At 38.4% G+C, this 26198-nt stretch carries 25 protein-coding genes; 1 reads left to right on the top strand and 24 read right to left on the bottom strand.

Annotated features, from left to right (window positions below):
- Positions 1-60 precede the first annotated feature (60 nt).
- The 18 genes from ACFQRG_RS07110 to ACFQRG_RS07025 all read right to left on the bottom strand — a co-directional run bounded on the left by ACFQRG_RS07110 (position 61) and on the right by ACFQRG_RS07025 (position 20265).
- The gene (locus ACFQRG_RS07110) at positions 61-924 is read right to left on the bottom strand and encodes a sugar phosphate isomerase/epimerase family protein (RefSeq protein ID WP_380965165.1); all 864 of its coding nucleotides are present in this window, start codon (positions 922-924) and stop codon (positions 61-63) included.
- Between the two features lie 59 nt (positions 925-983).
- Positions 984-2021: a bifunctional inositol 2-dehydrogenase/D-chiro-inositol 1-dehydrogenase gene (gene iolG, locus ACFQRG_RS07105; protein WP_380965164.1), complete on the bottom strand. Its 1038-nt coding sequence runs from the start codon at positions 2019-2021 to the stop codon at positions 984-986.
- A gap of 23 nt (positions 2022-2044) precedes the next feature.
- Positions 2045-2950, bottom strand: a complete 906-nt coding sequence (iolE, locus tag ACFQRG_RS07100) for a myo-inosose-2 dehydratase (RefSeq protein ID WP_380965163.1) — start codon at positions 2948-2950, stop codon at positions 2045-2047.
- 18 nt (positions 2951-2968) lie between these two features.
- Complete coding sequence (gene iolD, locus ACFQRG_RS07095) at positions 2969-4882, bottom strand: 3D-(3,5/4)-trihydroxycyclohexane-1,2-dione acylhydrolase (decyclizing) (protein WP_380965386.1); 1914 nt, start codon at positions 4880-4882, stop codon at positions 2969-2971.
- A 17-nt stretch (positions 4883-4899) separates the two neighbouring features.
- Positions 4900-5877 carry a 5-dehydro-2-deoxygluconokinase gene (gene iolC, locus ACFQRG_RS07090; RefSeq protein WP_380965162.1) on the bottom strand — a complete coding sequence of 326 codons (978 nt, stop codon included), beginning with the start codon at positions 5875-5877 and terminating at the stop codon, positions 4900-4902.
- 26 nt (positions 5878-5903) lie between these two features.
- Complete coding sequence (iolB, locus tag ACFQRG_RS07085) at positions 5904-6722, bottom strand: 5-deoxy-glucuronate isomerase (RefSeq protein ID WP_380965161.1); 819 nt, start codon at positions 6720-6722, stop codon at positions 5904-5906.
- Positions 6723-6851: 129 nt separating this feature from the next.
- Positions 6852-8330, bottom strand: a complete 1479-nt coding sequence (gene iolA, locus ACFQRG_RS07080; RefSeq protein WP_380965160.1) for a methylmalonate-semialdehyde dehydrogenase — start codon at positions 8328-8330, stop codon at positions 6852-6854.
- Positions 8331-8814: 484 nt separating this feature from the next.
- The gene (locus tag ACFQRG_RS07075) at positions 8815-10488 is read right to left on the bottom strand and encodes a peptide ABC transporter substrate-binding protein (protein ID WP_380965159.1); all 1674 of its coding nucleotides are present in this window, start codon (positions 10486-10488) and stop codon (positions 8815-8817) included.
- Between the two features lie 86 nt (positions 10489-10574).
- Positions 10575-11264, bottom strand: coding sequence for a copper homeostasis protein CutC (locus ACFQRG_RS07070; protein WP_380965158.1), 690 nt, complete (start codon positions 11262-11264; stop codon positions 10575-10577).
- A gap of 10 nt (positions 11265-11274) precedes the next feature.
- On the bottom strand, positions 11275-12291 hold the full coding sequence (locus tag ACFQRG_RS07065) for an asparaginase (RefSeq protein WP_380965157.1): 1017 nt from the start codon (positions 12289-12291) through the stop codon (positions 11275-11277).
- Positions 12288-13469 (bottom strand): ROK family transcriptional regulator, encoded by a 1182-nt coding sequence (locus ACFQRG_RS07060; RefSeq protein ID WP_380965156.1) that lies wholly within the window; start codon positions 13467-13469, stop codon positions 12288-12290. Before ACFQRG_RS07060 ends, ACFQRG_RS07065 begins: the two co-directional genes overlap by 4 nt.
- Before the next feature lie 216 nt (positions 13470-13685).
- Positions 13686-14672 carry a 3,4-dihydroxyphenylacetate 2,3-dioxygenase gene (gene hpaD / locus ACFQRG_RS07055; protein ID WP_380965155.1) on the bottom strand — a complete coding sequence of 329 codons (987 nt, stop codon included), beginning with the start codon at positions 14670-14672 and terminating at the stop codon, positions 13686-13688.
- A gap of 40 nt (positions 14673-14712) precedes the next feature.
- Positions 14713-16188: a 4-hydroxyphenylacetate 3-monooxygenase, oxygenase component gene (gene hpaB, locus ACFQRG_RS07050; RefSeq protein ID WP_380965154.1), complete on the bottom strand. Its 1476-nt coding sequence runs from the start codon at positions 16186-16188 to the stop codon at positions 14713-14715.
- A gap of 16 nt (positions 16189-16204) precedes the next feature.
- Positions 16205-17707 carry a 5-carboxymethyl-2-hydroxymuconate semialdehyde dehydrogenase gene (hpaE, locus tag ACFQRG_RS07045; RefSeq protein WP_380965153.1) on the bottom strand — a complete coding sequence of 501 codons (1503 nt, stop codon included), beginning with the start codon at positions 17705-17707 and terminating at the stop codon, positions 16205-16207.
- 77 nt (positions 17708-17784) lie between these two features.
- A complete protein-coding gene (gene hpaI, locus ACFQRG_RS07040) occupies positions 17785-18699 on the bottom strand; it encodes a 2,4-dihydroxyhept-2-ene-1,7-dioic acid aldolase (RefSeq protein ID WP_380965385.1) in 915 nt (304 codons plus the stop codon).
- 126 nt (positions 18700-18825) lie between these two features.
- On the bottom strand, positions 18826-19302 hold the full coding sequence (locus ACFQRG_RS07035) for a flavin reductase family protein (protein ID WP_380965152.1): 477 nt from the start codon (positions 19300-19302) through the stop codon (positions 18826-18828).
- A gap of 165 nt (positions 19303-19467) precedes the next feature.
- A complete protein-coding gene (locus ACFQRG_RS07030; RefSeq protein WP_380965151.1) occupies positions 19468-19920 on the bottom strand; it encodes a MarR family winged helix-turn-helix transcriptional regulator in 453 nt (150 codons plus the stop codon).
- A gap of 141 nt (positions 19921-20061) precedes the next feature.
- Positions 20062-20265 carry a helix-turn-helix domain-containing protein gene (locus ACFQRG_RS07025; RefSeq protein ID WP_380965150.1) on the bottom strand — a complete coding sequence of 68 codons (204 nt, stop codon included), beginning with the start codon at positions 20263-20265 and terminating at the stop codon, positions 20062-20064.
- 152 nt (positions 20266-20417) lie between these two features.
- Between ACFQRG_RS07025 and ACFQRG_RS07020 the strand changes: the two genes are divergently transcribed.
- The gene (locus ACFQRG_RS07020; RefSeq protein WP_380965383.1) at positions 20418-21341 is read left to right on the top strand and encodes a DMT family transporter; all 924 of its coding nucleotides are present in this window, start codon (positions 20418-20420) and stop codon (positions 21339-21341) included.
- Between the two features lie 174 nt (positions 21342-21515).
- On the opposite strand, the gene ACFQRG_RS07015 is transcribed toward ACFQRG_RS07020, so the two are convergent.
- The 6 genes from ACFQRG_RS07015 to ACFQRG_RS06990 all read right to left on the bottom strand — a co-directional run bounded on the left by ACFQRG_RS07015 (position 21516) and on the right by ACFQRG_RS06990 (position 25985).
- The gene (locus ACFQRG_RS07015; RefSeq protein WP_380965149.1) at positions 21516-22001 is read right to left on the bottom strand and encodes an SRPBCC family protein; all 486 of its coding nucleotides are present in this window, start codon (positions 21999-22001) and stop codon (positions 21516-21518) included.
- 141 nt (positions 22002-22142) lie between these two features.
- Positions 22143-22397, bottom strand: a complete 255-nt coding sequence (locus ACFQRG_RS07010) for a hypothetical protein (RefSeq protein WP_380965148.1) — start codon at positions 22395-22397, stop codon at positions 22143-22145.
- A gap of 28 nt (positions 22398-22425) precedes the next feature.
- Positions 22426-22959 carry a P-loop NTPase family protein gene (locus tag ACFQRG_RS07005; protein ID WP_380965147.1) on the bottom strand — a complete coding sequence of 178 codons (534 nt, stop codon included), beginning with the start codon at positions 22957-22959 and terminating at the stop codon, positions 22426-22428.
- Positions 22960-23110: 151 nt separating this feature from the next.
- Positions 23111-23944 (bottom strand): deoxyribonuclease IV, encoded by an 834-nt coding sequence (locus tag ACFQRG_RS07000; RefSeq protein ID WP_380965146.1) that lies wholly within the window; start codon positions 23942-23944, stop codon positions 23111-23113.
- Between the two features lie 63 nt (positions 23945-24007).
- Positions 24008-24715: a DUF6320 domain-containing protein gene (locus ACFQRG_RS06995; RefSeq protein ID WP_380965145.1), complete on the bottom strand. Its 708-nt coding sequence runs from the start codon at positions 24713-24715 to the stop codon at positions 24008-24010.
- Between the two features lies 1 nt (position 24716).
- Positions 24717-25985, bottom strand: coding sequence for an alcohol acetyltransferase (locus ACFQRG_RS06990; RefSeq protein ID WP_380965144.1), 1269 nt, complete (start codon positions 25983-25985; stop codon positions 24717-24719).
- Positions 25986-26198 lie beyond the last annotated feature (213 nt).

Here is a 26198-nt window from a genome sequence, read left to right as displayed (position 1 = left end):
TAACCTTTTAGTCTTAAAAATAGCCTGGGCTTCTCATAGTTTTTAAGTTATTTGCTTACATTAAATATTTAATCCCTCTTTAATGGATTTCAGTGTTACTTCGTTGGACCATTCCGGTTTATCAGGATAAGCAAATACCGAATTTGTTACAATGCCATCAAATTTCATTTCTCTTAATTTGCGGTATAATGCATCAAAGTTTATTTCCCCTTCACCAGGGTTCAAATGCTGATGAATGGTTACGTTTGCATTAGGAGGATTAATTATATATCGTAATCCAAATGCTGCTTTATGATTAAGCGTATCGGCAATGAGAACGTGGGCGAGTAAATCTCCGGCTTCTTCTAAATGTTTCTCTACATCGCCAACCCCATCATCATAATAGAAAGCATGCGGGACCGAATATACCAGCTTAATCCAATCTTTATCCAGTGCTCGGATCATTTGAATGGCTTCCGTATTTAACTCAATAAAATCGTTAGGATGAGCTTGTAGATTAAGTTTAATATTTTCTTTTTCAAAAAACGGCATGAGCTCTTCCATTGATTTAACAAAAGCGGCTTCGCTTTCAACCGGCCGGCTTTTGTCGCCGCTAAATTCGCTGTTCATTAAATCTACTCCTAATTCAGAAGTAATTTCAATACAACGCTTCCAATTTTTCACCGCCGCTTGTCGTTCTTCTTCAACTGGTGAAGACCATTGTTGAACAGGAAGTACGGAAGAAATTTTAACACCGGCATCTAAACAATATCTTTTTAAATCTTTGATCAGCTGCTTATCAACCTTTGGATATTCATAAAACCAGATAAAATCCTTGCGCGGTGATAATTCTACATATTCATACCCTAATCTGGCAACTGCATCGATCGTATCTTTTAAATTTGTATTATCGCGATAATGCGACGGATCATATGCTAAACGCAATTTAAATCTCTCCTTTCTTTTACGGGAAAAAGCATGCCTATATACACCATTGCTAGATATTAAACTGTTTTGCATTCAGTATTCTTACTATAAAATGCCGGTCTTTCTTTAAGTACGATTGCTTCTTTTTCACCTGTTTGCTGAGCTTTTACGCATGCATCAGAAGTAACTGCCGCTATATAGCCGTCCCACGCTGTCGGACCGTTTGGTTCACCTGTTTCTCTGACAGAATCTATAAAATCTTGTATTTCTTTATCATATGCCTCGATAAATCGGTCTTTCCAATCCATTAGAACGTTTGTACTTAGCTTCGCATCTTTCCGCATAACAATACTTGGAAACTCCGGCAATTTTACAATGCCTTCTTCACCAATGACCTCGCACTGGATATCGTAGCCGTATTTACAATTAACAAACACTTCAGCGTTAATTGATACGCCGCTTTCAGTTTCTATTGTAAAAATTTGCGGATCTTGCAAGTGATCTAATGCGTGCTTTGTTTTCTTCGGAAAAACAACTTGTACAGATTTATAGTCATCGTTGATTAACCAATGCAGAACATCGATTTCATGGATCAATGTATCGGTAACGGCCATATCTGTTGAATAGTTTTCGGCAACTTCCGGGTTGCGGTGTGCACAGCGGATCATTAACGGTTCACCAATAAAATTGTTATCAATCGCTTCTTTTAATTGGACATAACCGCTGTCATAACGGCGCATAAATCCAACTTGCACCAGCCGTTTGCCATGCTTCATTTCCGCTTCAACAATGTTCATGCACCCTTCCGCTGTAACGGCCAATGGCTTTTCGCAGAAAACATATTTTCCTTCTTCAATAGCTGCCAATACACTTTGTTCATGAGCAGGTCCCCAGCTTGTGACAAGGACAGCGTCAACATTTTCAGCAGCAACAAGTGATTTGTCATCCGGATAGACCGATGCGTCTAATTTGAATTGTTCAACAACTTGTTTTGCCGCCTCTTGATTAACGTCTGTCACTGCAACAATTTCCCCGCCGGATAGAGTCTGTGAAATTCTTCTAATATGCTCTCTTCCAATCGCACCCGTGCCGATAACGCCAAATCTTATTGTCATAACATGTCACCCCAATAGTGAAATCATTTTATTATTTTTGGTTTTAATATTAATTTTTCGTCAATATATCTTCTGGCTATTAATGCATATTCTAATGGATGGGCAATGGATGGATCCTGTTCAGCTTCAACGACAATCCACCCTTTATATTCATCATCAAGCAAAGCGTTATATACTTCTGTAAAATCGATGCAGCCATCGCCGGGCACGGTAAACATACCGCTTAAAAATGACTGCCGAAACGAAAGGCCGTCTTTCCGGCATTGTTCCATAACGTCCCTTCTCACATCTTTAAAATGAACGTGCTTAATCCGATCGATATGTTTATTTAACAATGTCATATAATCGCCGTCAGAAACATAAATATGTCCAGTATCAAAAAGGAGGTGCACATATCTTGGATCGGTATTCGCCATGAGACGATCGACTTCTTCTACTGTTTGCACACCTGTTCCCAAGTGATGATGATAAACTAATTTCAAGTTATATTCTTCGGCAATTTTTCCGAGGTTATTTAACCCTGCGGATAATTTTTCCCATTCTTCATTTGAGAAATATGGTTTTTCAGAAAAAACATTTTTTGCTGTTGATTGAATACTGTATGTTTGCTCAGATACCACTGCCACATCGGCATTGACTTCCTTTAAATAACCGCAATGTTTAATGAAAGCTTCGGAAACCGCATCGATACCGTCACGAATAATAAAACTGCTGAACCATTGACCCGCGATTTTTAGGTTTCGAAGCTGCAATTCTTTATTTAATACGTTTGCCTCAGGGAAGAAACCGCCAACTTCAGTCCCTTGGAAACCTGCGACAACAATGTCGCTTAACAAATGTGATAAAGTATTTTCTGCACCGATTTCCGGCATATCATCATTGCGCCAGCCAATAGGGGCAATTCCCCATAAAATCTCTTGATCTGCCATAACGAAGCCCTCTTTTACTTAATATTGTTTTGCTTGCTCCAGTTTCTGTTGTCTAAATTGATAGGCTTTTTGAATACTTTCTTTATTTGATACTTCCGCAACACCGACGTTCCACCAGCTGTCATAACCATCTGTCATCGTTTTTGGAAGGACTTTTATCTCAATTAATGTTGATACATCCTGTTTCTTTGCATCTTCCAAAGCTGCTTTTAATTCTTCTGCGTTATTGGCACGATAAGTCTTTGCTCCGTACCCTTCGGCAACTTTGGCATAATCAATATTTAAAATTTGATTATCATGCGTTCTGAATTCACAGAAATAACTGCCGCTGCCGTGATCCATTTGTAAATTATTAATACAGCCGAAGCCAGAGTTGTCAAAAAGGACAACATTGATTTTTTGATTATATTGAATAGAAGTTATTAGTTCGGAGTGCAACATCAGAAAGCTGCCATCCCCTACAATAGAATAGACTTCTTTATCAGGATTGGCCAGTTTGATACCTAAAGCGCCTGATACTTCATATCCCATGCATGAATAACCGTATTCAAGATGGTAAGTATCCGGTACAGTCGGGTTCCACAAACGCTGCAAGTCACCCGGCAGTGATCCGGCGGAACAAATAATTGTACTGTCTGGATCAATGGTGTCATTGACCGTTATTAATGCTGCCGTTTGTGCAAATTCTGTGTTTAATGCTTCGGCATATTCGTTAAGTACTTCCTGAGAGAAATGATTTTTAATTTCCGGATCAAAATTTTCCCGGGTAAATTGAATTTTACTTAAACGGTCACGTTCGGCAAGCCACTCATCTTTTAATTCAGTAATCGTATGACCAAATTCAGTTGTGTATCCCTCTAACATAGGCGCTAATTTCTCCAGCGTTGTCTTAGCGTCTGCAACAACTTGAAAGGCATCTAATTTATAGGCCTGCATCCGGCTGACATTGATGTTTAAGAACTTTGTTGTGTCAAAGTCAAAAGCTGTTTTAGATGAAGTCGCAAAATCTGTATATCTTGTGCCGATGCCGATGATTAAATCCGCTTGACGCGCCGCTTTATTGGCTGCTAATGTTCCAGTAATCCCTAAGCCGCCTAAATTGTTTTTAAACGTGCACTCTACCGTTGCTTTACCGGCCTGTGTCTCAACTAACGGGATATTGTGTTTTTCAGAAAGCTTCATTAAAATATCGCGTGCACGGGAATATTTAGCTCCGCCGCCGACAAGAATGACCGGCTTTTTACTTTCTTTAATTAATGCTGCTGCCCCATTTAATTCGCGCTCAAGCGGGATTTTACGATCGAGATAATGAACACGTTTTTCAAAGAATTTCTCATCAAAGTCAAAGGCTTCCCCTTCAACATCTTGTGAAATACAGATTGTCGCCGGTCCTGCCTTTGCCGGGTCGGTTAACACTTCAAAGGCGCGAATCAGACTCGACATCAACTGTTCAGGACGGGTAATGCGATCCCAATATCGCGATACCGGTTTCAATGCATCGTTGGTTGTAACGGCTAAGCTGTGTTCATGTTCAACTTGTTGCAGAACCGGATCAGGCTGACGTGTGGCAAAAGTATCGCCTGGTATGAATAAAACCGGTATATTATTGGCAAGCGCTGTGCCCGCTGCAGCTGCTAAATTAGCAGAACCCGGACCGACAGATGTTGTTACAGCATAAATTTTTTGCCGGAGCATTTGTTTGCTGTAGGCAATCGCAGCATGTGCCATCCCCTGTTCGTTTTTTCCTTGAATAACTTTTAAGTGACCGGAATCTTGTTCAAGCGCCTGACCGATCCCGAGAACATTCCCATGTCCAAAAACATTGAAAATGCCTTCAACAAATGGAAACTCCTCACCATCAAAGTGAATATATTGTTGATTGATAAATTTGATTAATGCTTGTGCTGTGGTTAATCTGATTGTTTTCATGATTCTCACCTCTTCCTCACTTAAGCGTTGACTGTGATTAATTCCTCAATTTCTTCCACTGTCGGCATGGCTTCGGAAGAACTATGTTTGCTGACGACAATAGAAGCTGATGCACTGCCGAATTTGAGTGCTGTTTCAATATCCTTACCAGTAATTAATGCATACAGGAAGGCTGATGCGTAGGAATCTCCTGCACCGAATGTTTTTAATACTTTTGTTTTGTAGGCTTGCCCTTTGAATGTTTCCCCTGATTTTGTATAGGCATATGACCCTTCGACGCCGTGTTTAATAACGATTAATTCCGGTGAATGATTAAACAAATAATTGATCGTTTCCTCGTTTTTGCCGTCAGTTCTATTTTCCATAACGTCATATTCATCACGGGTGCCAATGACAACATCCGCAAGTTCCGCAACTAATGAATAATACACGGCTGTTTCATCGGCTGAAGCCCAAGAATACGGCCGGTAATCTAATTCAAAAATAACCTTAACATCGTTCTTTTTAGCTAAAGCAACCGCTTTTAAGACGGCTTCACGTGATGGGCTTTTTGCTAAAGCTGTACCTGACACAAGCAGAATTTTCGATTTTCGAATGTAATTCTCATTGACCTCAGATGGTGTCAAATACAAATCTGCAACCTCTTCCCGGTACATTAAAATGCTGCACTCTTCCGGACTCTTAATTTCCGTAAATGTTAATCCAACTTTATGGCCTTCCTTATCAACTACAATATTCGATGTATCAATACCGACATCATTCATATATTTTTTGATAAAGCGCCCATGCTGGTCATCGGAAATTTTACCGATAAATCCAGCTTTCAATCCCAGTTTAGCACCGCCAATAGCAATATTAGCCGGTGAACCGCCGACGTATTTTATAAAAGTCATCGTTTCTTCCATGGGACGATTATATTCTGCCGCATTTAAATCAATGCAGGCGCGGCCAATGGCAATGATGTCATATTCTCTGTCGTTGTTAAATTGAATTTTCATTCGCTATGATAACTCCTTTCAATCATTTATTTCCGTTCTAATATCCATTCGTGATCAGGATCATTGTAGAATTTCCAAATACGTGTTGGACCTGCCATGACATTTAAGTAGTAAGATGTATAGCCCTCCGGTACGCCGACAGGATGATAGCCTTCCGGTACAAGGACAACATCGCCATTCTGAACAGTCATTGTTTCATCAAGCGAACGATCATCAGTATAGACACGCTGGAATACAAATCCTTGCTGCGGATTCATTTCGTGATAATATGTTTCTTCCAAAAAAGACTCTTCCGGTAAGTTGTCCCGATCGTGTTTATGCGGCGGATAACTTGACCAATTCCCGGTTTCTGTATAAACTTCAACGACTAGTAAACTATTAGCCGAAGGATCCGAATCAGGCAAAATGTTGTGGACCATGCGCTTATTATTGTTTGTTCCTCTATTTTCAATGCCATTCTCTGAAGCCTTAATAAGTTTTGTCGGCAATTGTTTTTCAGAAGGTGAATAGCAAAGTGCAACACGCGCTTGACCCACGCCCTCCACTTCAAAACTGCGGTCATTTGAAACATAGACACTGTCTGTCGGTTTCTTTTCGAATACACTTTCACGAGTACCTATATTTTCAAATGTTTGTTCTTTATCAGTGACATTGATTTTACCTGTTAATGCAACAATACAGCATTCTTTCTTCCCTAACGTTTCGGAATATTTTGCACCGGGAGCCAAATCTACTATTTTAAATTCAACATATTTTAATGGTGAATTTTCTTTTGTTACTTCATGAATAATTTTTACCCCTTGTGTTTTTTCATTTTCATTTGGTTTAAGGAGTAATTGACTCATATTAATGACCTCCTCAATTTTTATAGAAAGAGGTCCGCGAACAGAGAAAGTATTTTTTTAAATTATTAAACTTTCTCTGTTCAGACCTGCTATTACTGTCAAAATATATCAATCTATTAACACAACCGATTATTCAAACGACGGTGATTTATAACGTGCTGTAACAACCTTTTTACGCGTATAGAAATCAACGCTGTCTTTTCCATTTGCGTGCAAAGTGCCAAAGAATGACGATTTCCAGCCGGAGAATGGGAAGAATGCCATTGGTGCCGGGACACCTAAATTAATGCCTAACATACCGGCATCAATATTTTCACGGAAATAACGGATTGATGAAGCGTTTGATGTAAAGATACATGAACCATTTGCAAATTCAGACTTATTGGTCGTTTCAACCGCTTCTTTTAAATTTTTCACACGAATAATTGATAGCACAGGTGCGAAAATTTCGTCCTTCCAAATCGTCATATCAGTTGTTACATGATCAAAAATTGTCGGTCCAACGAAAAATCCGTCGTCGGAAACACGATCTCGTCCATCGCAGACAAGTGCGGCACCTTCTTCGATACCTTTTTCGATATAACCGATCGTACGTTTTTGGTTTTCTTCTCTAATGACCGGACCAAGAAAAACACCGTCATCTAAACCGTTGCCCATTTTAATATTTTTCGTTTGTTTAGTAAGTTCAGCTAAAAATTTATCGGCAATGCCTTCTTCTACTGTGACAACAGAGCATGCCATGCAACGTTCACCCGCTGATCCGAACGCTGAGCCAATAATATTTGTCACCGCTTCTTCTACATCAGCATCATTTAAGACAATAACGTGGTTTTTAGCCCCTGCCAACGCTTGAACACGTTTTAGATTTTCGCTGCCGCGTTTATAAACGTACTCTCCGACCGGTTTGGAGCCGACAAATGAAATAGCCTTAATTTCAGGGTGATCCAGAATGCCGTTAACGACATCATGTGCACCGTAGACAATGTTGAATACACCATCTGGAAGTCCAGCTTCTTTAAATAACTCGGCTAATTTTTTAGTTAACAGCGGCGTTTTTTCAGATGGTTTCAAAATAAATGCATTGCCGACTGCAATAGCCATCGGGAACATCCAGCAAGGTACCATCATCGGGAAGTTAAACGGTGCGATGCCGCCGACAACGCCAATTGGATAACGATAATTTGTTGCTTCAATATCCGTTGCAATCGTTGATAAAGAATCTCCCATCATTAAAGACGGTGCACCAGCCGCGAATTCAACATTTTCAATGCCGCGGAGAACTTCACCTTGTGCTTCGGAAAGGCTTTTTCCATTCTCTATTGTGATCAGACGGGCTAACTCGTCTTTATGTTCTGTTAACAATTGATGATAGTTGAACAAAACCCTCGCACGTTTTTGCACCGGAACACCTTTCCATTTTTCAAATGCCGCTTTAGCAACTTCTGCAGCGTGCTCAACATCCTCAACTGTTGAAATCGGCACCCGCGCAATGATTTCTTTTGTAGCCGGGTTGTAGACGTCTTCATATTGAGTCCTTTTACTTTCAACCCATTCACCGTTAATATAATTTTTTAATTTTTGACCTGTTAATGTTTCTGCTGTTGCCATGGTTTCTGCCTCCCTGATCATTATTTAATAGAAAGAACACAATCTTTCCCGTTTAGACTACTTAATAAAATAAATAAGAATTATCCCATTTAATGCAATCGATTACATCCAGATTTAAAAAAATAATTAACGATTAATTCTTATTTTTGCTTACATTTTAACAATACAATACTGAGCATCTTTTGTAAACGCTTTTTTACAATTTCATTTAATAAAAAAACGCAAAACTTACTTTGTACAGTGTTTTTCCTGAATATAAAAAATAAATTTAAATCTATCATTAGTTAATCACTGCAATCGATTACATTAAACTATAAAAATTGAATATTTAAGGTATATTTGAACTATACAACATTTGATATTTTCAGTCAATGCTTTTATTTACTTTTAAAGAAAACTTGCCGATTGGCAAGCCTAATAGGCAACGCTGATAGAATCAAAAAAAGAAAGCTGCGAAATCCGCAGCCTTCCTTTTGTTTATATTTTAATGCCTTACAATTTTCGCATCCAACCAGTCAATATCAGGTCCAAACAAAGGCCTTTCAATACCTTCTACATAAGATTTCTGTACGTAAGCCTTGCCTTGCTGATAAAGCGGAATTATCGGCGCATCTGTAATAAGCACTTTTTCTGCTTCTTGCAAATCCTTCCAGCGTTTGTCAGGCTGATCGCCCATTTGCTTCGCTTGTTTTATCAGTTTATCAAACTTTGGATCGTTATAACCTTGCTTGTTCATATCATTATCGGAAGTAAACATTTCTAGGTAAGTCATTGGATCGTTATAATCCGGTGACCAGCCGGCATTAAGGATACCGAAATCACCGTTATCTTCACGTTTCAATAATTCTCCATACGGCAGTTTCACAATGTTTATTTTTAAACCATCCAACGTCGTTTCCAGTTGATTTGCAACATATTCGGTAAACTTTGTTGCCGTTTCATCATCTGAAGTTAAATAGTCAAGCTGAAGTTTCTTAACTCCGAGCTCTTTTTTACCTTTATCCCACAGATTTTTTGCATCCTTTTTTCCGCCGAGTAAGTAACCATTTGGCGCAGATGCCCTGAAGTCTTTACCATCCGGCCCTTTTACAAATTGCTTCGGAACGATATATTTAGCCGGTATTGAACCATCTTGCAACAAATCCGTTGTTAAATCTTTTCGATTAATCGCCATGCTTATCGCTTGACGAATATTTTTATTTTGCAACGCTTTATTTCCTTTAATGTTCAAGCTTAAGAATGACATCTTTGAGTTATAAGCTTTATGGAACTCATTTGTGTTTTTAAATTGATTAATATATTCAGAGTCCAAGTCAATCAGGTCAGCTTTCCCTGTCTTATAGATATTTACTGCTGTAGACATATTCTTGGTTACCTTAACATCGACATCGTTTATATAAATAGATTTTGCATGCCAATAGTTTGGATTTCTTTTATAATGCCAGCCGGCACCGTGATCCCACTTAGAGAGGACGTATGGCCCGTTATAGAGCAATTTATCAGGCTCTTGCGCGTACTGTTTTCCCTGTTTTTTGACAAACGCTTCTTTCTCTGGAAAAAACGGCGGCGTTGATAGTAAATTTAGAAAATAAGGTGTCGGCGTTTCAAGATCGATTTGTAATGTATGCTTATCAAGCGCCTTTATCCCTAATTGATTAACTTTGCCAAAAAGGGGATCTTTTTTATCCATGATTTTAGCCGCGTTTTTGATATTAGCCGCTGAATAAATATAGTTATATTCAGCACCCGTTTTAGGATTCATTTCTCTTTGCCAGGCATAGACAAAATCGTTTGCTGTCACGGGCGACCCATCTGACCATTTTGCACTATTGCGAATTTTAAATATATAGGTTTTCCCGTTATTTTTTACTTGGGGTTTACCCTCTGCCATATCCCATGTTACTTTACCGTGATCCAGCCGCGTTAACCCGGCATTGGTCATGTACAATACTTGAAATGACGCCGAATCTGTCGCATGAGCTTCATCGAGCGTCGGCACATCTTTCATTGAGACAAGATGCAATTCACCAGTATCTCCGGATTGATTACCTTGCTTTGTACCGCTTGTTTGCTGAGACTTTCCGCAGCCGCTAAGAAAAATACTCATCATCAATATTAAAATCATAAATCCCGCTATTCTTGAATAAGCTTTCCCCATATGATATCCCCCTCTATTGATTTTAAAAAGCTTGGCCAGCACCAAATCGTTAAGAACTGGCCAAGCCAATTATTTTATCGAATTATTTAATAATCAAATTGCATACAAATCTCTTTAACCAATCTTAATTGATCCCGGTCAATCCCTTTTGCAAAGCTTTTTCCTTTCCGAACACCGCTGCCAAAATGAATTTCCTGAACGCCTGTCGTTAAGATAAAATCTTTCAATCCATCAGGTTCTAATCCGCTGCCGGCAAGAATTTTTATACGGCGGGATTGGTTAACAAGCTCTTTAATTTGCTTCATTCCCTCATAAGCTGTATGTGATTTTCCCGAAGTTAAAATCCTATCAATTTGAGGATAAGCCGTTAATCGTTCAAGGGCTTGTTTCTGATCAGGCACATGATCGAAGGCGCGGTGAAAAGTTACTGATAAGTCTTCTGCTTTCTCTAATAATAGACGAAGATGATCTTCAGCGATTTCCCCAGTCTGATCTAAAGCTCCAATGACAATACCTGCCGCGCTGAGTTCTTTTACAACTTCTATATCTTGCATCATAGCTTCTAAATCATCTGCCGTGTAACAAAATGAATAACTGTGCGGACGGACCATAACCTGTACCGGAATGCTGACTTTCTTGACAACCTGTTTGATTAAGCCAAAACTCGGGGTTAAGCCTTCTTCACTAATGGCTCCGACTAATTCTATTCGATCTGCGCCATATCGCTCAGCGTCCAGGGCGTCTTGTAAATTTGTGGCGATAACCTCTACTATCACAGCTCTCACCTCATCCGATATTTGTGCCGGTCAACTGAAATGGCAGTTCTAATTGACCGACAACGGAACCGCTATCATTTTTTATCATATTTGGCTTTAATTGTTTCAAACGATTAATCGTTTCACTATTCTTGTAACCTAGCTGCTCAAGAATTTGGGCAATAATATTTGGCCACACATCTTCTGATCCGCTGTAAACCTTTAAGGCAACCGACATTCTTTCCTTTTTTAAACCGAGGCAATAGACGCCTTGAGCGCCGCCCTTAGCGATAATATTGCCATCCTTTAAAAGTTCCGTACAAATAAATTGATGTGAAGCAACGATTTCAGGTGCTTTATTCATGATTGCTGTCATCCTTTGAACAGCAGCTCTCGTTTTTTCATCATTTATTAAATCGGGACAAGCAAGCTTCAAGTAAGATATTGCCATATTTTTTAACGGCAATGCAAAAACCGGTACACCGCAGCCGTCAACTGCTATTTTGATTTCCTTTTTCGGACATTCTGAAAGTTCGCTAAGCGTTTGCAGGATTTCTTGTTGAAGCGGATGATCAATATCCCAGTATTTATCATTAGTAATCCCTTTTTCTTTGCACCATGAAAGAAATCCAAGATGCTTGCCCGCACAGTTATGCAAAAGTTTTCTTTTTGGCAGATTATTATTTAGATAACGCTCTTTCGGCCTGTCATTTAAAGGATAAGACGGCGGACAATATAAATCATTTTCATTCAGTCCGATTTTTTCTAAGATGCTCTCCAGCGCTTGAAGGTGATAATCTTCCCCTCGCTGTGACGCTGTAAAAAGTGCCGCTTCTTGATCTGTAAGGTGATATTTTTTATCAATATTTTCTTTAAATATCGGAATCGCTTGAAGCGGCTTAGACGCGGATCGGTAGTAAACATATGTATTTTCATCGCCAATTTTGAATGCTAAATCTTTCATGTCTGTAACACCGCAAATGATGCCTTCATGGATATTTTCTATAATATCTCCCCGGCGCTCGTTGACCAGCACTGGATAACTCATTTTCTCACCGATCCTTTTTCTTTATAAGATTGTACGTATTGCTGCTGAACGATTAACCCTGCCCCTTGGACAACACCCTTTTCTTTTAAAGATGAATAATAGAGTTTAAAACTGTCTTTAAATGGCGTCCATATATTGGTATCGATCTTTTCATCAATCATTTTTTGTATCAACGGGTAATTTTCAACCAAATGTCCAGATAAAATCACTGAATTTGGATTATAAGCACAAACAACATTATTAATAGTAATAACGATATAGAGAGCAGCCCTTTCGAGTATATTTATGGCCCACACTTCACGTTTTTCAGCACATTCAAAAAGTCGATCAAGACTATGTATCGGTTTGATTTTTTGAGCTTCATGGATAAGATATTTTTCAACAATATACGTTTGCAGACAGCCGCGGCTCCCGCATTCGCACAACAAGCCATTTGGATCTATCACCATGTGACCAATTTCGCCGGCACTGTTCATATTCCCCCTGAAGACATCTCCGTTAACAACCAATGCCGAACCAACACCGTTAGTAAAACCAACCAGGACAGAACTTTCATCTCTGCAGGTTTCTCCTAAAAGACTTTCAGCATATGCTCGAATTTTCAGTTCATTATCGATCACAGTCATTAAACCTACTTGCTCCTCAATCATGTCCTTAGCATGAACATGACGCCAGCCAAGCTGCGCCGATAACATAACAATTCCGTACTTTTGATCAATAATGCCAGGAACACCAATCCCTATGCCAATTAATTTACTTTCATCTATTTGCGTCTCTTGTATAAAATGTCTTACCAATTTAATTAATTGATTGATCGTTTGCTCGGCATCGTAATAAATAGGATTGTCATATTCGTTAAAATAATTAATTTCACCATGAAAATTAATAACAGCTAATCTAATAACACCCTTATCAATTTCTGCTCCTATAGATAAAATAGAATTCTCATTTGCTTCAAGTAAAATAGCTTTTCTGCCTATACTGCCCGTTTCTTGTTGATTTGTTTCTCTAACCATCCCTCTTTCGCATAATGATGAGACAATACGGGAAACAGTAGTTGGACTCATGTTTGCAGCTTTAGCAATTTCGGCTCTTGATATCGGCCCGTTCGTCCGAATCATTTCCAATACAAGATTTTGATTTTCATATTTGATAAACTCTTGATCTTTCTTTTTCATACCCTAGTCACCTATCCATTAATTTCTCCACTGGTGTTATTAATTAATCATATTATTAATTAATTTCAGTCAATTGTCAACTTATTCTTTTATTTAAGCTGTTTATTTTATTTTTAAACAATTTACCATGAGATACCGCCATGATGAAAATTTTAATTCATAAAAAATAGGCTTGCCCTCAGCAAGCCTATATTATCATTAATGACTTCAATTTTATCAGTACTTAGCATAATTCGGTTTCTTCTGCACACCGACTGAGTCTTTAGTTGTTACCGGTTCTCCAGTATGGACATTAAGGAATGCTGATGCTTCTTCAAACCAGCTGTCAGGTGCCGGGTGACCCCAAAGTGTTTGTCTGTGCGGGTCATCGAAATCCCATTTTAATGGTTTAAAGTCAGGATCCCCTGTATAATAATCGCCTGTATATAATTCGATACGGTTACCGTCAGGGTCTTTTAAGTATAGGAAGAACGCATTTGATACGCCGTGGCGGCCCGGCCCGCGTTCAATTGATGCACTGAATCCGAGTGATGCAAGGACATCGCAAATGTTTAATACGCTTGTTGGATCGCTTAAGAAATAGGCGAAATGGTGAAGCCTTGGACCGTGACCATTTGTAAGCGCCAAGTCATGAACGGTCGGCTTTCTGTACATCCATGAAGCCCACATTTTATTATCTTTAGTCACTGTATATTCCGAACATCTGAATCCTAATTCGTTAATAAAGAAATTATGAACGGATTCAACTTCCGGAACCATCGCATTAAAGTGGTCGATACGCTGAACTCTGGCACCTTTGTATTTATCATAACGGCGTAAGTAGCTCTCTACTGTTTCCATTTCATAGTAGAATTCTAATGGAATATTATGCGGATCCATAACTCTTATTGCTTCACCGAGAGCATATTGATCGCCTTTATTAAACCATTTGACAGGGCAGTTGATATTTTCAAAGTAAGCCGCAAGCGTTTCCAAATCTGCTTTAGAATAGACTTTAAAACCTAAAGCTTGAACGCCTTTTTGTGATGATTTTTTGAGAACGAGACTGTGGTGATGATACTCTTCCAGCCCGCGTAAGTATAAATGTTCACCATCGTTTTCAGTTTCAATAAAACCTAAAGCGTTTACATAAAAATCTTTGGCAGCGTCGAGGTCAGTCACATTGATGATCGTTCTAGCAGTGCGAATAATATTAGCGTTCATCCGCCATCCCCCATTTTACACAATTTTGTCTTTATATATTTTAGGCTTTTGCGAATTTTGGTCTTGTAGATTTTGCACGGTCTAAAAACTCGCTGATCATTTCTTTAAACGGTTCTTTGTTATAGTTATCGAAATACGTCATATGCATCTTAACCGGATCGCCGAAGAAATAGTACTCATAATGAGCCTGACGTTGCCCGAAAGCACTCATTGTTAAATCCCAGCACAGACGGAACAGCTGTACGCGTTCGTAACCTTCAAGATTCTTTCCTTGTACGGCACGATGAAGAATCGGACCAATTTCTTCATTTTCGAAATCAGCTTGTGTTGGAATGCCCATCATTCCGGAGGCACCAAGAATCCTAAGAATTTCTACGAGACGCGGATAGACTTGCGGATACCAGTTTCTCGCAGCATCAAGCGGCGCAAAATCCGGCGTCATCATGCCCCATTTGTCAATTTTCGCATTATGTTCAGCGCGATACAGATGGGATTTCATCGTTTCCAATGCAAGCATAATTTCAGTGCCTTTATCTTTAACGTGCTGGAATTGATCAATACCGATCGCGTCCATTAAGCTCAACACAGCACCAAGAACGAATTCAGTTTTAACAACGTTTTTGGCAACGACTTGATGTGATGAATGGACAACCGCATTGGTTTCAGGGAACGTCCTGTTGCATACTGAAGAATTTTCAAGAACAAAGATACGATTCCACGGCACAAGAACGTTATCAAAGTAAACGATTGTATCTCCTTCTTCAAAACGTGAACCAAGCGGATGATCCCAATGGTTTTTACCGTAATCAAATGATTCCCTGCTCATTAATTTCAAACCAGGTGTATTATTCGGAATAGCAAAAGCAAGTGAATACGGATCGTCTAATTCCCCGGCTTTCTTAACCGTTGACGGGAATACCATGATTTCGTCAGTAATGGCGCCTTGTGTAGCTAAAAGGCGTACACCTTCAACAACAACGCCGTCATCATTTTTTTCAACAATATGCAGTGCAACGTTGGCATCCTTTTGTTCATGCAGCGCTTTAGCACGGTTGACCTGCGGATGAATTAACGTATGCGTTAAAGCGATGTCATTTTCACGGCAATATTCATAGTAATTTTTAATATTTTCCGCATACATTGGATCTCCTTCTGCGAAAAATTGGTTAGCCGTTCCGAATGCCATAAGATCTGTATTTAAATAGTCTGGAGAGCGCCCCATCATACCGCCATTAAAGCGGGCCCACTCTGTGATCATTTCCCGGCGGGCAATCAGATCATCAATTGTTTTTGGCTGTATGAAAGACAGGCCGACCTGATCGCCTGTTGTCGGAGATTTGTACAGCATTTTTTCCGGCTTTTCATGCTGTATATCAAACAATCTGGCCATTGATTGAACAACGTTTTTAAATGCGGGATGAGTTGTCACATCATCAACACGTTCCCCATGAATGTAAACATTATTATTAGCTTTCTTTAAACCTTGAATATATTGTTCACCTGTACGTGCTGGCATTGTTATTCCCCCTTGTTTATTTTTTTACCCCGAATTTTGGAATATGATGTTCTCCTAATGCAACATGAACGACTTGTCTTTCTGTATAGAAGTCGAATATATAATGTCCGCCTTCACGGCCGATTCCGCTGTGCTTTGATCCTCCGAATGGTACACGCAGGTCACGAACATTTTGTGAGTTTAGCCAGATCATGCCGGCATCAATAGCTTGTGAAATGCGATGACCGCGCTGCAGGTCTTTCGTCCATACATAACCGGCCAAGCCGTATTTCACATCATTAGCCCACTTGATCACTTCTTCTTCGTCTTTAAATGTCATAACTGTTAAGACAGGTCCGAAGATTTCCTGTTGCGCAAATATTGAGTCGTTAGAGACATCTAGTAAAACGGTAGGCGCAACAAAGTTGCCTTTTGGATATTCAGCCGGCAATTGTCCGCTGAACATTTCAACCCCTTGCTTTTCAGCCTCATCAAGGAAACCTTTTACTTTTTGATAATGTTTGGTATGAATTAATGGTCCAACGTCTGTTTTCTCATCAAGCGGATCACCGACAACAATATTTTCAACCCTCTCTTTTAATCTATTAACAAATTCATCTTTAATAGATTCATGAAGGAAAAGCCGAGAATTCGCTGTGCAGCGCTCACCGTTAAAGGAGAAGATTCCCCAAATGACTGCGTCCAGTGCACGTTCAAAATCGGCATCATCAAAAACAATGATCGGGGATTTGCCGCCAAGTTCCATTGAATACCGTTTCAAATTGTCGGCGCCGTTTTTCATAATTTCTGAACCAGTGACCGTTTCCCCTGTAAAACAAATCAGTTTTACATCAGGATGGGCAACAAGGGATGCACCCGCTGTTTCCCCAAATCCGTGTACAACGTTAAAGACACCCTTAGGCAAACCGGCTTGATCCATAATTTCAGCTAACTTATCCGCTGTAAGCGGTGTAAATTCCGCCGGTTTTAAAACAACCGTGTTACCAGTTGCAAGGGCTGGCGCAATTCGCCATGTTGCAAGCATGATCGGTGAATTCCACGGCGTAATAATACCTGTTACGCCAACTGGTTTATGAATCGTATAATTTAAATAATCTTGGTCAACTTGATATGCCTCACCAACCATATTGCTTGATACCATTTCTGCATAAAATCTGAAGTTTTGCGCAGCGCGGTGAGCCATATTTTTCGTTTGGCTGATTGGAAGTCCAGTATCAATAGATTCCAACCTGGAAATTTCCTTAACATTTTCATCAATGAGGTCGGCAATTTTATTAATGATGCTAAGTCTTTCTTTAAGCTTCATTGTTCGCCATGGACCATGAAATGCCGCGTCGGCTGCTTTAACAGCTTTATCAATATCTTCTTTTGTTCCTTCATAAACAACGTTAAGTTTTTCATTAGTTAACGGATTGAGGTTGTCAAAAGTTTTGTTCGTTACCGATTCTACAAATTCACCGTTGATAAATAACGGAATTTTTTCTTTAACTTTTACTTCAGATACTTTTAACTGAGTCATGTGCTTTCCCTCTTTTCTCTTAATTAGTCCTGAGATCTAGAACTCTATCATCATGGATGCTAGATTAAGGCCGTCTCTTATTGCTTAACAGAAAGGTCAACGTATTTTTCCAATACCGAACGGATTTCGGACTGTAATTCTTCAGTTGGCAATTCCATCGGCATACGCAATTTCGGTGTGATTTTCCCCATCATGCCAAGAGCAGCTTTAAGCGGTGCAGGGTTCGTATCTTTGAACAATACGTCATTTAAAGGCATTAAATCATAATGCAAATCTTGCGCCCGCTTAATGTCGCCTTCGAACCATGCATTATGTAGCTCAGCCACTTTATCAGGCACGATATTGGCAGTCGCACTAATTGAGCCTGCCCCGCCAATCGCAAGCATTGGGTAACAAAGCAGCTCAATGCCTGAATATAGGAGAAAATCTCGTCCACAATTCAATAACACACGGTTCACATGTTCAAAATCTTTATTTGATTCCTTGACACCGATAATATTTGGACAATCTTCATTTAATCTGGCAAGCGTTTTAACTTCCATATTTACTGCTGTTCTGCCTGGGATGTTATATACAATGATGGGAATATCAACTGAATCTGCGACAGTTTTAAAATGTTTATAAAGTGCATGTTGCGATGGTTTATTGTAGTAAGGTACGATAACGAGTGCTGCATCTGCGCCCATTTCTTGAGCAAGACGAGTTAAGTGAAGTGTTTCTTTATGATTAGTAGATCCGGTGCCTGGAACAACTGGTACTCTGCCGTTGGCTGCTTTGATAGCTGCCTCCATCACCTTTTCACGTTCTTCTGTTGTTAAAGAGCTTGGTTCTCCGGTTGTTCCGGTTACAGAAATGGCATGGGAACCGCTTTCAATATGCCAGTTAATTAATGATTCAAAAGTGCTTTGATCAAATTCTCCCTTTTCATCAAATGGGGTAATAATTGGTGCAATTGAACCTCTAAGTTTTTCACGCGCGTTCTTGAGATCGATCAAACTAATCCTCTCCTCTATTTATTTGAATTTTATTTGTCAGCAATGGTCAAAACTGTTACGAGAATGATTTCATCGATAATAAAAAACCGCCTGGCATGAATCACTCCCTTCAAGTAAAATCAATTAAACCGCCTGACTTTGATCAAGCAAATTTCTTCCGTATTTTCCTCCATAAAACGTTAACGGATTGCCTTGACAGACACAAAGATCAATAACTTTTCCAATGTATAATGTATGATCGCCGGCTTTATGCGCATCGTAAACATCACAAATAATGTTTGCTAAAGCATTTTTAATTACCGGTACACCGGAAATCCATCCAAATTCGATGTCATGCTTTTCTTTTTGACCGGCAAAATGCATCGACATCTCCACCTGATCTTCAGAAAGAATACTAACGGCAAATTTCCCGGCTTGCTCAAGCTTCTTAAGCATGTGGGCTTTTTCATCAATCGAAACAGAGATAAGTTTCGGATTAAGCGAAACGGACATAAAAGCGTTAGCCGTCATACCATGAACTTCATCCTCTAAGACTGTCGTAATGACAGTAACACCTGTGGCAAATTTCCCCATTGCATCTCTGAAAGTTCGATCATCCATTTTTTTAACCTCCTTAATGATTCAAAAGGAGTAAATTTCGGATTTTTACTCCCTTACTAATGACACAACAAACATAAGAAAGCGCTTTAAAAGAAAACTTAAAATTAGCGTCTGCGTCGATTTGCCAACATTTCTGCCAATTTATATTTTATTAATGTAAAAAAATCACTTCACCATTTGTTTTTCAAATTCATACTCTAAATTATCATTAACTTGGCTTAACACTTCCAAAAACACTTCCAGCTTCTCTTCAGAAATACCGTCAAACACTTTCTCGTATATTTCCTGCATTAAAGGTTCTAATTTATCTCGAAGCGCTTTTCCTTCTTCAGTAAAATAAACCAAATATGAACGTCTGTCATCAGCATTGGCTCTGCGTTCAATCCATCCTTTACGATCTAAAATATCTAAGATCCTTGTGACTGTTGCTTGATCCTTTCCTGACTTTTGCGACAGGTCTTTTTGGGTAATGCCGTCTTGCCCCCCTAAGTATCTCAGCACGGTCCATTGTTCTGGCGTAATATCGTACAGGCGAAGATGGATATATAGAAAGTGAACGATTTTACGACCCGTTAATACTGTAGGGTAGCCAACGGATACGTCAAGTGTCTTGAGCATCGCTAACCCCCTCTTACTCTTATTTGATATTTACTTGTTACGACAATTATATGCTTAACATATTCATTTGTCAAACTATTTTATTAATTTTTTCAAGAAAAATAATATTGATATATCTGAATCGATTTCCACTGTTGGTTCCTATCTATTCAACAAGAACTTCTCCCGTAACGATAGGCGCTTGTAATCATAAAAAAACTGATAACCGACAAGCTGATCACGAAGATCTTCTTCAAGTAAATCTTCAATTTTTTGAATGCGATACCTTAATCCGCTCATGGATAAAGCCAGGGTGTTTGAAGTTTTTTCAAGGTTTCCGCCATTTTGCAAATAGGTGTAAAGCATTCTAATTGTCTAAGAAAGTGTTTTTGCTTTCAGTTTAACAGCCGCCTTCGTCATCATAAGCAGATGTTTATGCCACCTGTTAAAAACATTTATTTTAATTATATTTATAGGTATAGTATCATTGATTAGGTACATGAAAGGGAGGTTTTATGATGAAGCAACAAGTTAAATTGAAAAATGCCTTTCTCCTTGCGTTTCTCGTCATCATGTGGGGAGCAAACTGGCCAATGGCTAAATTTGCCTTAAATTATTCACCTCCACTCTTGTTTTCGGGGATACGAGTATTTATAGGCGGACTTATATTACTTATCATTGCGATTCCAAGATATAAAAGGCTTCGGTTTAAAGAGACATGGTATATATATTTTATATCAGCAATCTTAAATATTATTTTATTTTATGGTCTTCAAACTGTTGGTTTGGAATATTTACCATCAGGACTTTTTACTTCTATTGTCTTTATTCAACCTGTTTTGATGGGTGTATTCTCTTGGATCTGGCTTAGTGAATCCATGTATTTTCTTAAAGTTATTGGATTAATACTTGGTTTTGCAGGTGTGGCAGTCATTTGTATAGGAGGATTAGCTGGACATATTTCGGTTATCGGTGTTTTGTTAGCTTTAGGTACTGCTCTTGCCTGGGCTTTTGGAACGGTATATATGAAAAAAACAGCGCACAAAGTTGATGGCGTTTGGCTCACTACCCTTCATATTATTATTGGCGGGCTATTCCTGCTAATATCCGGTACATTGACTGAAAGCTGGTCATCTATTTCATGGAACATTCCTTTTATATCATCGTTATTATTTATCTCTATATTTGTGATAGCGTTAGGTTGGCTTGATTTCTTTACCTTAGTTAGTTCTGGGGAAGCAAGCAAGGTATCAACTTATACCTTTTTAATCCCTGTTGTTTCTATTCTAGGAAGCTCCTTATTTCTTCATGAAGCAATTACGATTAATCTTTTAGCGGGTCTTTTCTTAGTCGTGATTAGTATTGCGCTAGTAAATATAAAGACAAAAAAAGAAATGCCAGCTTCTAAAGCTTTAGTATCCAAAGATAAAAGAATCTCCTAATAAGATTTTCTATTAACAAGCAAGGATTTTAAAAAAGGGCCAAAATGAACTGACCCCAATTGCTAGACACACATCTAACAATTGGGGTGCAGCCAGCCGCGCCAAAAGACGGGAACCGAAGCGGTAATTTAAGGTTTTGCCTCCTTGCCATTGCGGTATGAGTCAGTGCAACAACTACTTTTTTATCTCATTGACAGCTGCCCTATACTGCTCATACCAATTTTCCCAATCTTCTTTTGGGAAATCCATAGGACGGCCATCCATTAAAGCCCTTAACATATCAAGGCATACATGCCATCCCGCCAAATCTTTTGATGTGTGATCATTTAACGAGTTGATAAACTCTTTTAATACTAATAAGCAACCATCAGGTTCAGCATATAGCTCAAAACGAACCCGGCCTTCACCCCATTCGTATTCCAAAACGGAATATTGTTCGAAGTCTGTTATCTTAATATCGAAAAAAGCGCCGGTTCCGTCATTCATGTTAAATTTAATGGTTCCTCCTTTTCGAAGATCCGTAACTTGCAAATTTGGCATCCATTTTGCTAACTTATCATTCTCGGTTAAAGCAGCCCACACTTCCTCCGCCGAATGGTGCAGCGGACGTTCAAATCGAGCGATATAGCCTCTCTCTGCTTTTTCAATGACAGCTAACATTGTTATTCCTCCAGATTTAAAATTTCGTTAACACATTCAAGATTTTCCACGCAAACTAATGTAATTTCCCTTTAACACCTATTACTTAAAAGGCCGCTCTTTAAGTAACATTGTATTTTATTGGTTCTGCCTCTTTCAAATTTACTTATCAGCCAAAAACCCTGCCAAACCAATTAAAAGAAAAATTAACCCAAAGGTTAGAACAACCCCTTTTATAAATACTATCGGCGTTTTTCTAAGAACCCAATTTGAAATGACCAACAGTGGGAATCCTTCATCAACACCTTCGCTTTTTTCTTTATACTCTTTGAAATCCTTATTCTTTAATTTGAGGAAGAAAATAATTAATATGATAAGCCCCCACACTATGCTTAAAGTATTAATTACGGCATTCATCTATTACACCTCTAATCAGGGGATAAGACTAACTTGCCTCGCCCTTTTTTATACTTTCTAAATATAAATTAATCTCTTGTTTACTTGTCAACGCAATAGCCGCTTTTTTAGTCCCAATTCTTTGAAACTCTTGCAGTCGTTCAGCCATTTTTTTCTTACGGGGATAGTATGTTGTACATATAAATTTAAGAAATTGCCAATCTATTTTTTCTTTACATCCCTTCCCCATATCAGGACGTGTTTTGCCAATATTCATTAACCACCGTTTGAAAACACGGTATAAGCATACATACAGCGGCAATTCCAAATATATAATCGTATCAGCATGATTTATACGGATATCAAAGGTGTTGGTATAATTACCCTCGATAATCCATTGAGCTCGATTCACAATTTCCCGTTGTGCTGCTTCGAACTCTTCAAGAGGCGCTTCGATCCAACCCGGTTTCCAGTACAAAGCATCTAAATGGTAAACATCAATATTCAAAGCTTCCCCAAGTTCTCGGGCAAATGTCGATTTCCCTGTGCCTGCAGAAACACCAATGACCATAATTCGCTTCATGTCTTCTCACCTCTGATACCCGTTATCCAATAAATGTTTAATTCGATATTATTCTTAAAATACCTTTTGAAGATTTTTTGTACAAACCGCATAAAGCCCTGCTTAATTTTTATAAATATTGTTAAGCAGGGCTGTTATTCTTATATTTAATTTAATGACTGATAGTAAGTTTCTTTAAATAAGCAATTTCATCTTCGTGTGTAAAGCTTTCGGTCACAGGCGTTTCTAAGATCATCGGCTTTTGTTTTATTACAGGGGATTCAATAAACGCCTTCATTTGTTTTTCTTTAATATATCCATTATGGATATTTGCATGCCTGTCACGCTTTGAACCGCTCTTGTACATTGAATTGTTCAAATGAACCGCTTTTAACTGTTCAAAGTAGCCGAGCGATTGGCCTTTTTTCACAATCTCGATCCAATTATCTCCATTCCATAATCCGCTTGAATAAGCGTGGCAAGTATCTAAGCAAAAGCCGATTTTTTCCGGATCGTCAACTAATTGACGAATCTTTACTAATTCCTCAATAGTTGTTCCTAATTGACCGTTTTTCCCCGCATTATTTTCTATTAAAATAAGGCTGTCACCATGCCATCGGTCCAGTATGTTATTTAATGTGTCAATCATTCGTTTATAACCTTCCAGCGGGTCTTCTCCTTTATAAGAACCGAAATGGACAACGACGCCGATTGTTCCGCAAGCCTCGGCAATGTCTAAATCGTTTAATATTGATTGAACAACTTGATCTGATTTCGGAAAATCGGCGGATAAGTTGGCAGGGTATGATGTGTGAGCAATGGAAGCAAGATTATTTTCTAAACAAAAACTGGCGCAGCTTTCGGCATCGTGACGGTCAAATGCCTTAATCTTCAAGCTGCGCGGATTTTTAGGAAAATATTGTAAGGCTTGTGCACCTATTTTTAACGCTGTTTTGGCAGCACCTAAATAACCGTTTCGTATACTGATGTGACAGCCGAATTTCATGTTATCCTCCAAAACAAAAAACTGGTTTTCCTTTATCTTTTTCACTTAGTCGTTATTTTTATTCTATAAATGAAATTTCCTAATCATTTTTTCCTTTATATATTCTGGCAATCCGAAAATATAAAGGATAACGATGGATATAGGCACCAGTTGAGCGGCTGCGACAATCGACCAGCTTAACCAGTCTGATTGCTCTGTATAGCTGCAGATAAAATAATTTGTCCATAAACATAAAATGATCAAAGCTATAAAAAGAAATTTAATGATGTTGATCTTTTTAAACTTAAACAATTTTATAAGCACGAGATAACATATGACGATGACCATCATTCCACCGACAATTGGTAAAGCTAAGGGAACAAACCAATGACCGTTATAAAAATAATCAATCCCAAAAAGCAGACCTAAAATAATCATTAAAATACCGATGATTTTTTTAAAATAACTTGTCATATAACTGAGTGAACAAAACAAAATCCCCCATCCGGCAAGTACACTTATATTACTGTATCTAGACCATGTAAATGCCCCGTGCACTTGAAAATCGATATAGAACATCATGCTCACTGCTATGAATACAAATACTGAAACAAAGATGAAAACCGGCTTAAACACGCTTACCTTTATAAAAGAATAGGAATCAACAGCTAAAGGAAACCGATGATCACCATCTTGTTCTGAGTCATCAATTTTTGGAATATGAAAATTGCATAATGGACATGGTTGATTACCTTTTTGTACTTCTACACCACACTTTGGACAATATGCCAAATTAGCTTCCCTCCGTATTCGTTTCAATTTTAATGTTCATTCCCAGTTTACGAAGCCTGCGGAAAAATTCTCGTTCAAGGATGCGATTCTTAGATAAGCTTCCAAATGATATATAAGTGTGATCTTTATAGCTAATCATCATGGCCTTTACTTTATTACCAATACTTGGCGGCGGATAACATTCAAACCTTTCTATAAAAGGCTGAACCCCATTTGGTACATTGGCTATCCCTAAATTAGATAAACCGCTTGTATACTGCTTTTCACCAAAAATCGAGTAAATAAAAGGGGCTATCAAATCCTTGATAGGCAAGGGTATCATTCTTAAAAATAGAGACTTCTCTCTCTTTACATTCATCTTAATATATTGTTTCAATTTTTTTGGTGAAAGCAGACGGTTGAACTCATGTTTCACTTCTGCTAAAACTTCAGTAAATTGGTATTCACCTAATCTTGGATCAACTGAAGGCGTAATGCTTACAAAAAAGTTTCTCATCGTCAAACTTGGAAAAAAAGCTCTCATATTTACCGGGACATTAATGACGACAGGTTTCTTTTGCTGATTGGCACTTTTTTGAATGTTTAAAAGAACATCTATATAAACGGCTGTCAGAAAAATTGATATAGAAACTTTGTATTCTTTTGCCTTCTGTTTAAGCGATTTAACATCTATTATCCCTGTTGTAATATGATATACACCCTGATCATCAATTTTTATTGGCAACTTATATGCATTTTCAAGGGAATGAGTTAAAGGGGGGATATCTTTTTCATAATATTTTTGAAATCCATCTTCGGTTTCGGCCTTTAATTGTTCTTCATTAACAGTTACATTTTTTACAGGTAAAGACTCCTTTAGATTCAAATATTGAATAATAAGCTCTGTTAAGAATTTAAGCGCGGCGGTTCCGTCCGTTAGACTGTGGGAGAATTCAACAGCAATCCGCTTCTTATAGTACAGCACACAAAATGGGAAGGTTCCCCGTCTTCTTATTGACAAACTCATACAAGGATAGTAAATTTCTTCACTTACCTCAGGAATTTCATTAGTTTCCTCAAAGTAATACCAAAAGAAACCTTTCTTTAATTGAACTTGTAAAAAAGGAAAACGTTCCAAAGTTGCTTCAAGCGCTTGCTGCAAGATCGCCTGATCCACTGTTGAAGTTAGTGTTGCGGAAACTCTAAATAAAGTTGTGGCTCTTGAGGAAATGGTTGATGAATACAGTCTCCCCGCATTATCAAGTTTGTACCACGACTTTCCGTTTTTCATAGGTCCACTCCGAATCATATCAAAAAATACATTATAGTCATTCCCATTAATAAAAATTATTATAAATATCGATTTCATCTCATATTTTTAAATCTATTGTTAAGAATTATTTCTTTTAAATATCTTATTCAATTACCTTTAATTATTTATGGACTAAATTTTCATTTAAAACTAAATTGATAACTTTGTTTATTTTTGCCGCTCAATATTAGA

The organism is Scopulibacillus cellulosilyticus, from assembly GCF_042665295.1.
GTDB classification, from domain to species: Bacteria; Bacillota; Bacilli; order Bacillales; family Sporolactobacillaceae; genus Scopulibacillus_A; species Scopulibacillus_A cellulosilyticus.
The sequence above is the reverse complement of the archived record's forward strand: the minus strand, read 5'-3'. Positions and strand labels throughout refer to the sequence as shown.

What these genes read in the sequence shown, in the direction of transcription:
- iolG (WP_380965164.1), bottom strand. Translation starts at nt 2,021, where the DNA reads ATGACAATAAGATTTGGCGTTATCGGCACGGGTGCGATTGGAAGAGAG.
- iolE (WP_380965163.1), bottom strand. Translation starts at nt 2,950, where the DNA reads ATGGCAGATCAAGAGATTTTATGGGGAATTGCCCCTATTGGCTGGCGC.
- iolC (WP_380965162.1), bottom strand. Translation starts at nt 5,877, where the DNA reads ATGAAAATTCAATTTAACAACGACAGAGAATATGACATCATTGCCATT.
- iolB (WP_380965161.1), bottom strand. Translation starts at nt 6,722, where the DNA reads ATGAGTCAATTACTCCTTAAACCAAATGAAAATGAAAAAACACAAGGG.
- iolA (WP_380965160.1), bottom strand. Translation starts at nt 8,330, where the DNA reads ATGGCAACAGCAGAAACATTAACAGGTCAAAAATTAAAAAATTATATT.
- ACFQRG_RS07075 (WP_380965159.1), bottom strand. Translation starts at nt 10,488, where the DNA reads ATGGGGAAAGCTTATTCAAGAATAGCGGGATTTATGATTTTAATATTG.
- ACFQRG_RS07065 (WP_380965157.1), bottom strand. Translation starts at nt 12,291, where the DNA reads ATGAGTTATCCAGTGCTGGTCAACGAGCGCCGGGGAGATATTATAGAA.
- ACFQRG_RS07060 (WP_380965156.1), bottom strand. Translation starts at nt 13,469, where the DNA reads ATGAAAAAGAAAGATCAAGAGTTTATCAAATATGAAAATCAAAATCTT.
- hpaD (WP_380965155.1), bottom strand. Translation starts at nt 14,672, where the DNA reads ATGAACGCTAATATTATTCGCACTGCTAGAACGATCATCAATGTGACT.
- hpaB (WP_380965154.1), bottom strand. Translation starts at nt 16,188, where the DNA reads ATGCCAGCACGTACAGGTGAACAATATATTCAAGGTTTAAAGAAAGCT.
- hpaE (WP_380965153.1), bottom strand. Translation starts at nt 17,707, where the DNA reads ATGACTCAGTTAAAAGTATCTGAAGTAAAAGTTAAAGAAAAAATTCCG.
- ACFQRG_RS07035 (WP_380965152.1), bottom strand. Translation starts at nt 19,302, where the DNA reads ATGGATGATCGAACTTTCAGAGATGCAATGGGGAAATTTGCCACAGGT.
- ACFQRG_RS07030 (WP_380965151.1), bottom strand. Translation starts at nt 19,920, where the DNA reads ATGCTCAAGACACTTGACGTATCCGTTGGCTACCCTACAGTATTAACG.
- ACFQRG_RS07025 (WP_380965150.1), bottom strand. Translation starts at nt 20,265, where the DNA reads ATGCTTTACACCTATTTGCAAAATGGCGGAAACCTTGAAAAAACTTCA.
- ACFQRG_RS07020 (WP_380965383.1), top strand. Translation starts at nt 20,418, where the DNA reads ATGAAGCAACAAGTTAAATTGAAAAATGCCTTTCTCCTTGCGTTTCTC.
- ACFQRG_RS07015 (WP_380965149.1), bottom strand. Translation starts at nt 22,001, where the DNA reads ATGTTAGCTGTCATTGAAAAAGCAGAGAGAGGCTATATCGCTCGATTT.
- ACFQRG_RS07010 (WP_380965148.1), bottom strand. Translation starts at nt 22,397, where the DNA reads ATGAATGCCGTAATTAATACTTTAAGCATAGTGTGGGGGCTTATCATA.
- ACFQRG_RS07005 (WP_380965147.1), bottom strand. Translation starts at nt 22,959, where the DNA reads ATGAAGCGAATTATGGTCATTGGTGTTTCTGCAGGCACAGGGAAATCG.
- ACFQRG_RS07000 (WP_380965146.1), bottom strand. Translation starts at nt 23,944, where the DNA reads ATGAAATTCGGCTGTCACATCAGTATACGAAACGGTTATTTAGGTGCT.
- ACFQRG_RS06990 (WP_380965144.1), bottom strand. Translation starts at nt 25,985, where the DNA reads ATGAAAAACGGAAAGTCGTGGTACAAACTTGATAATGCGGGGAGACTG.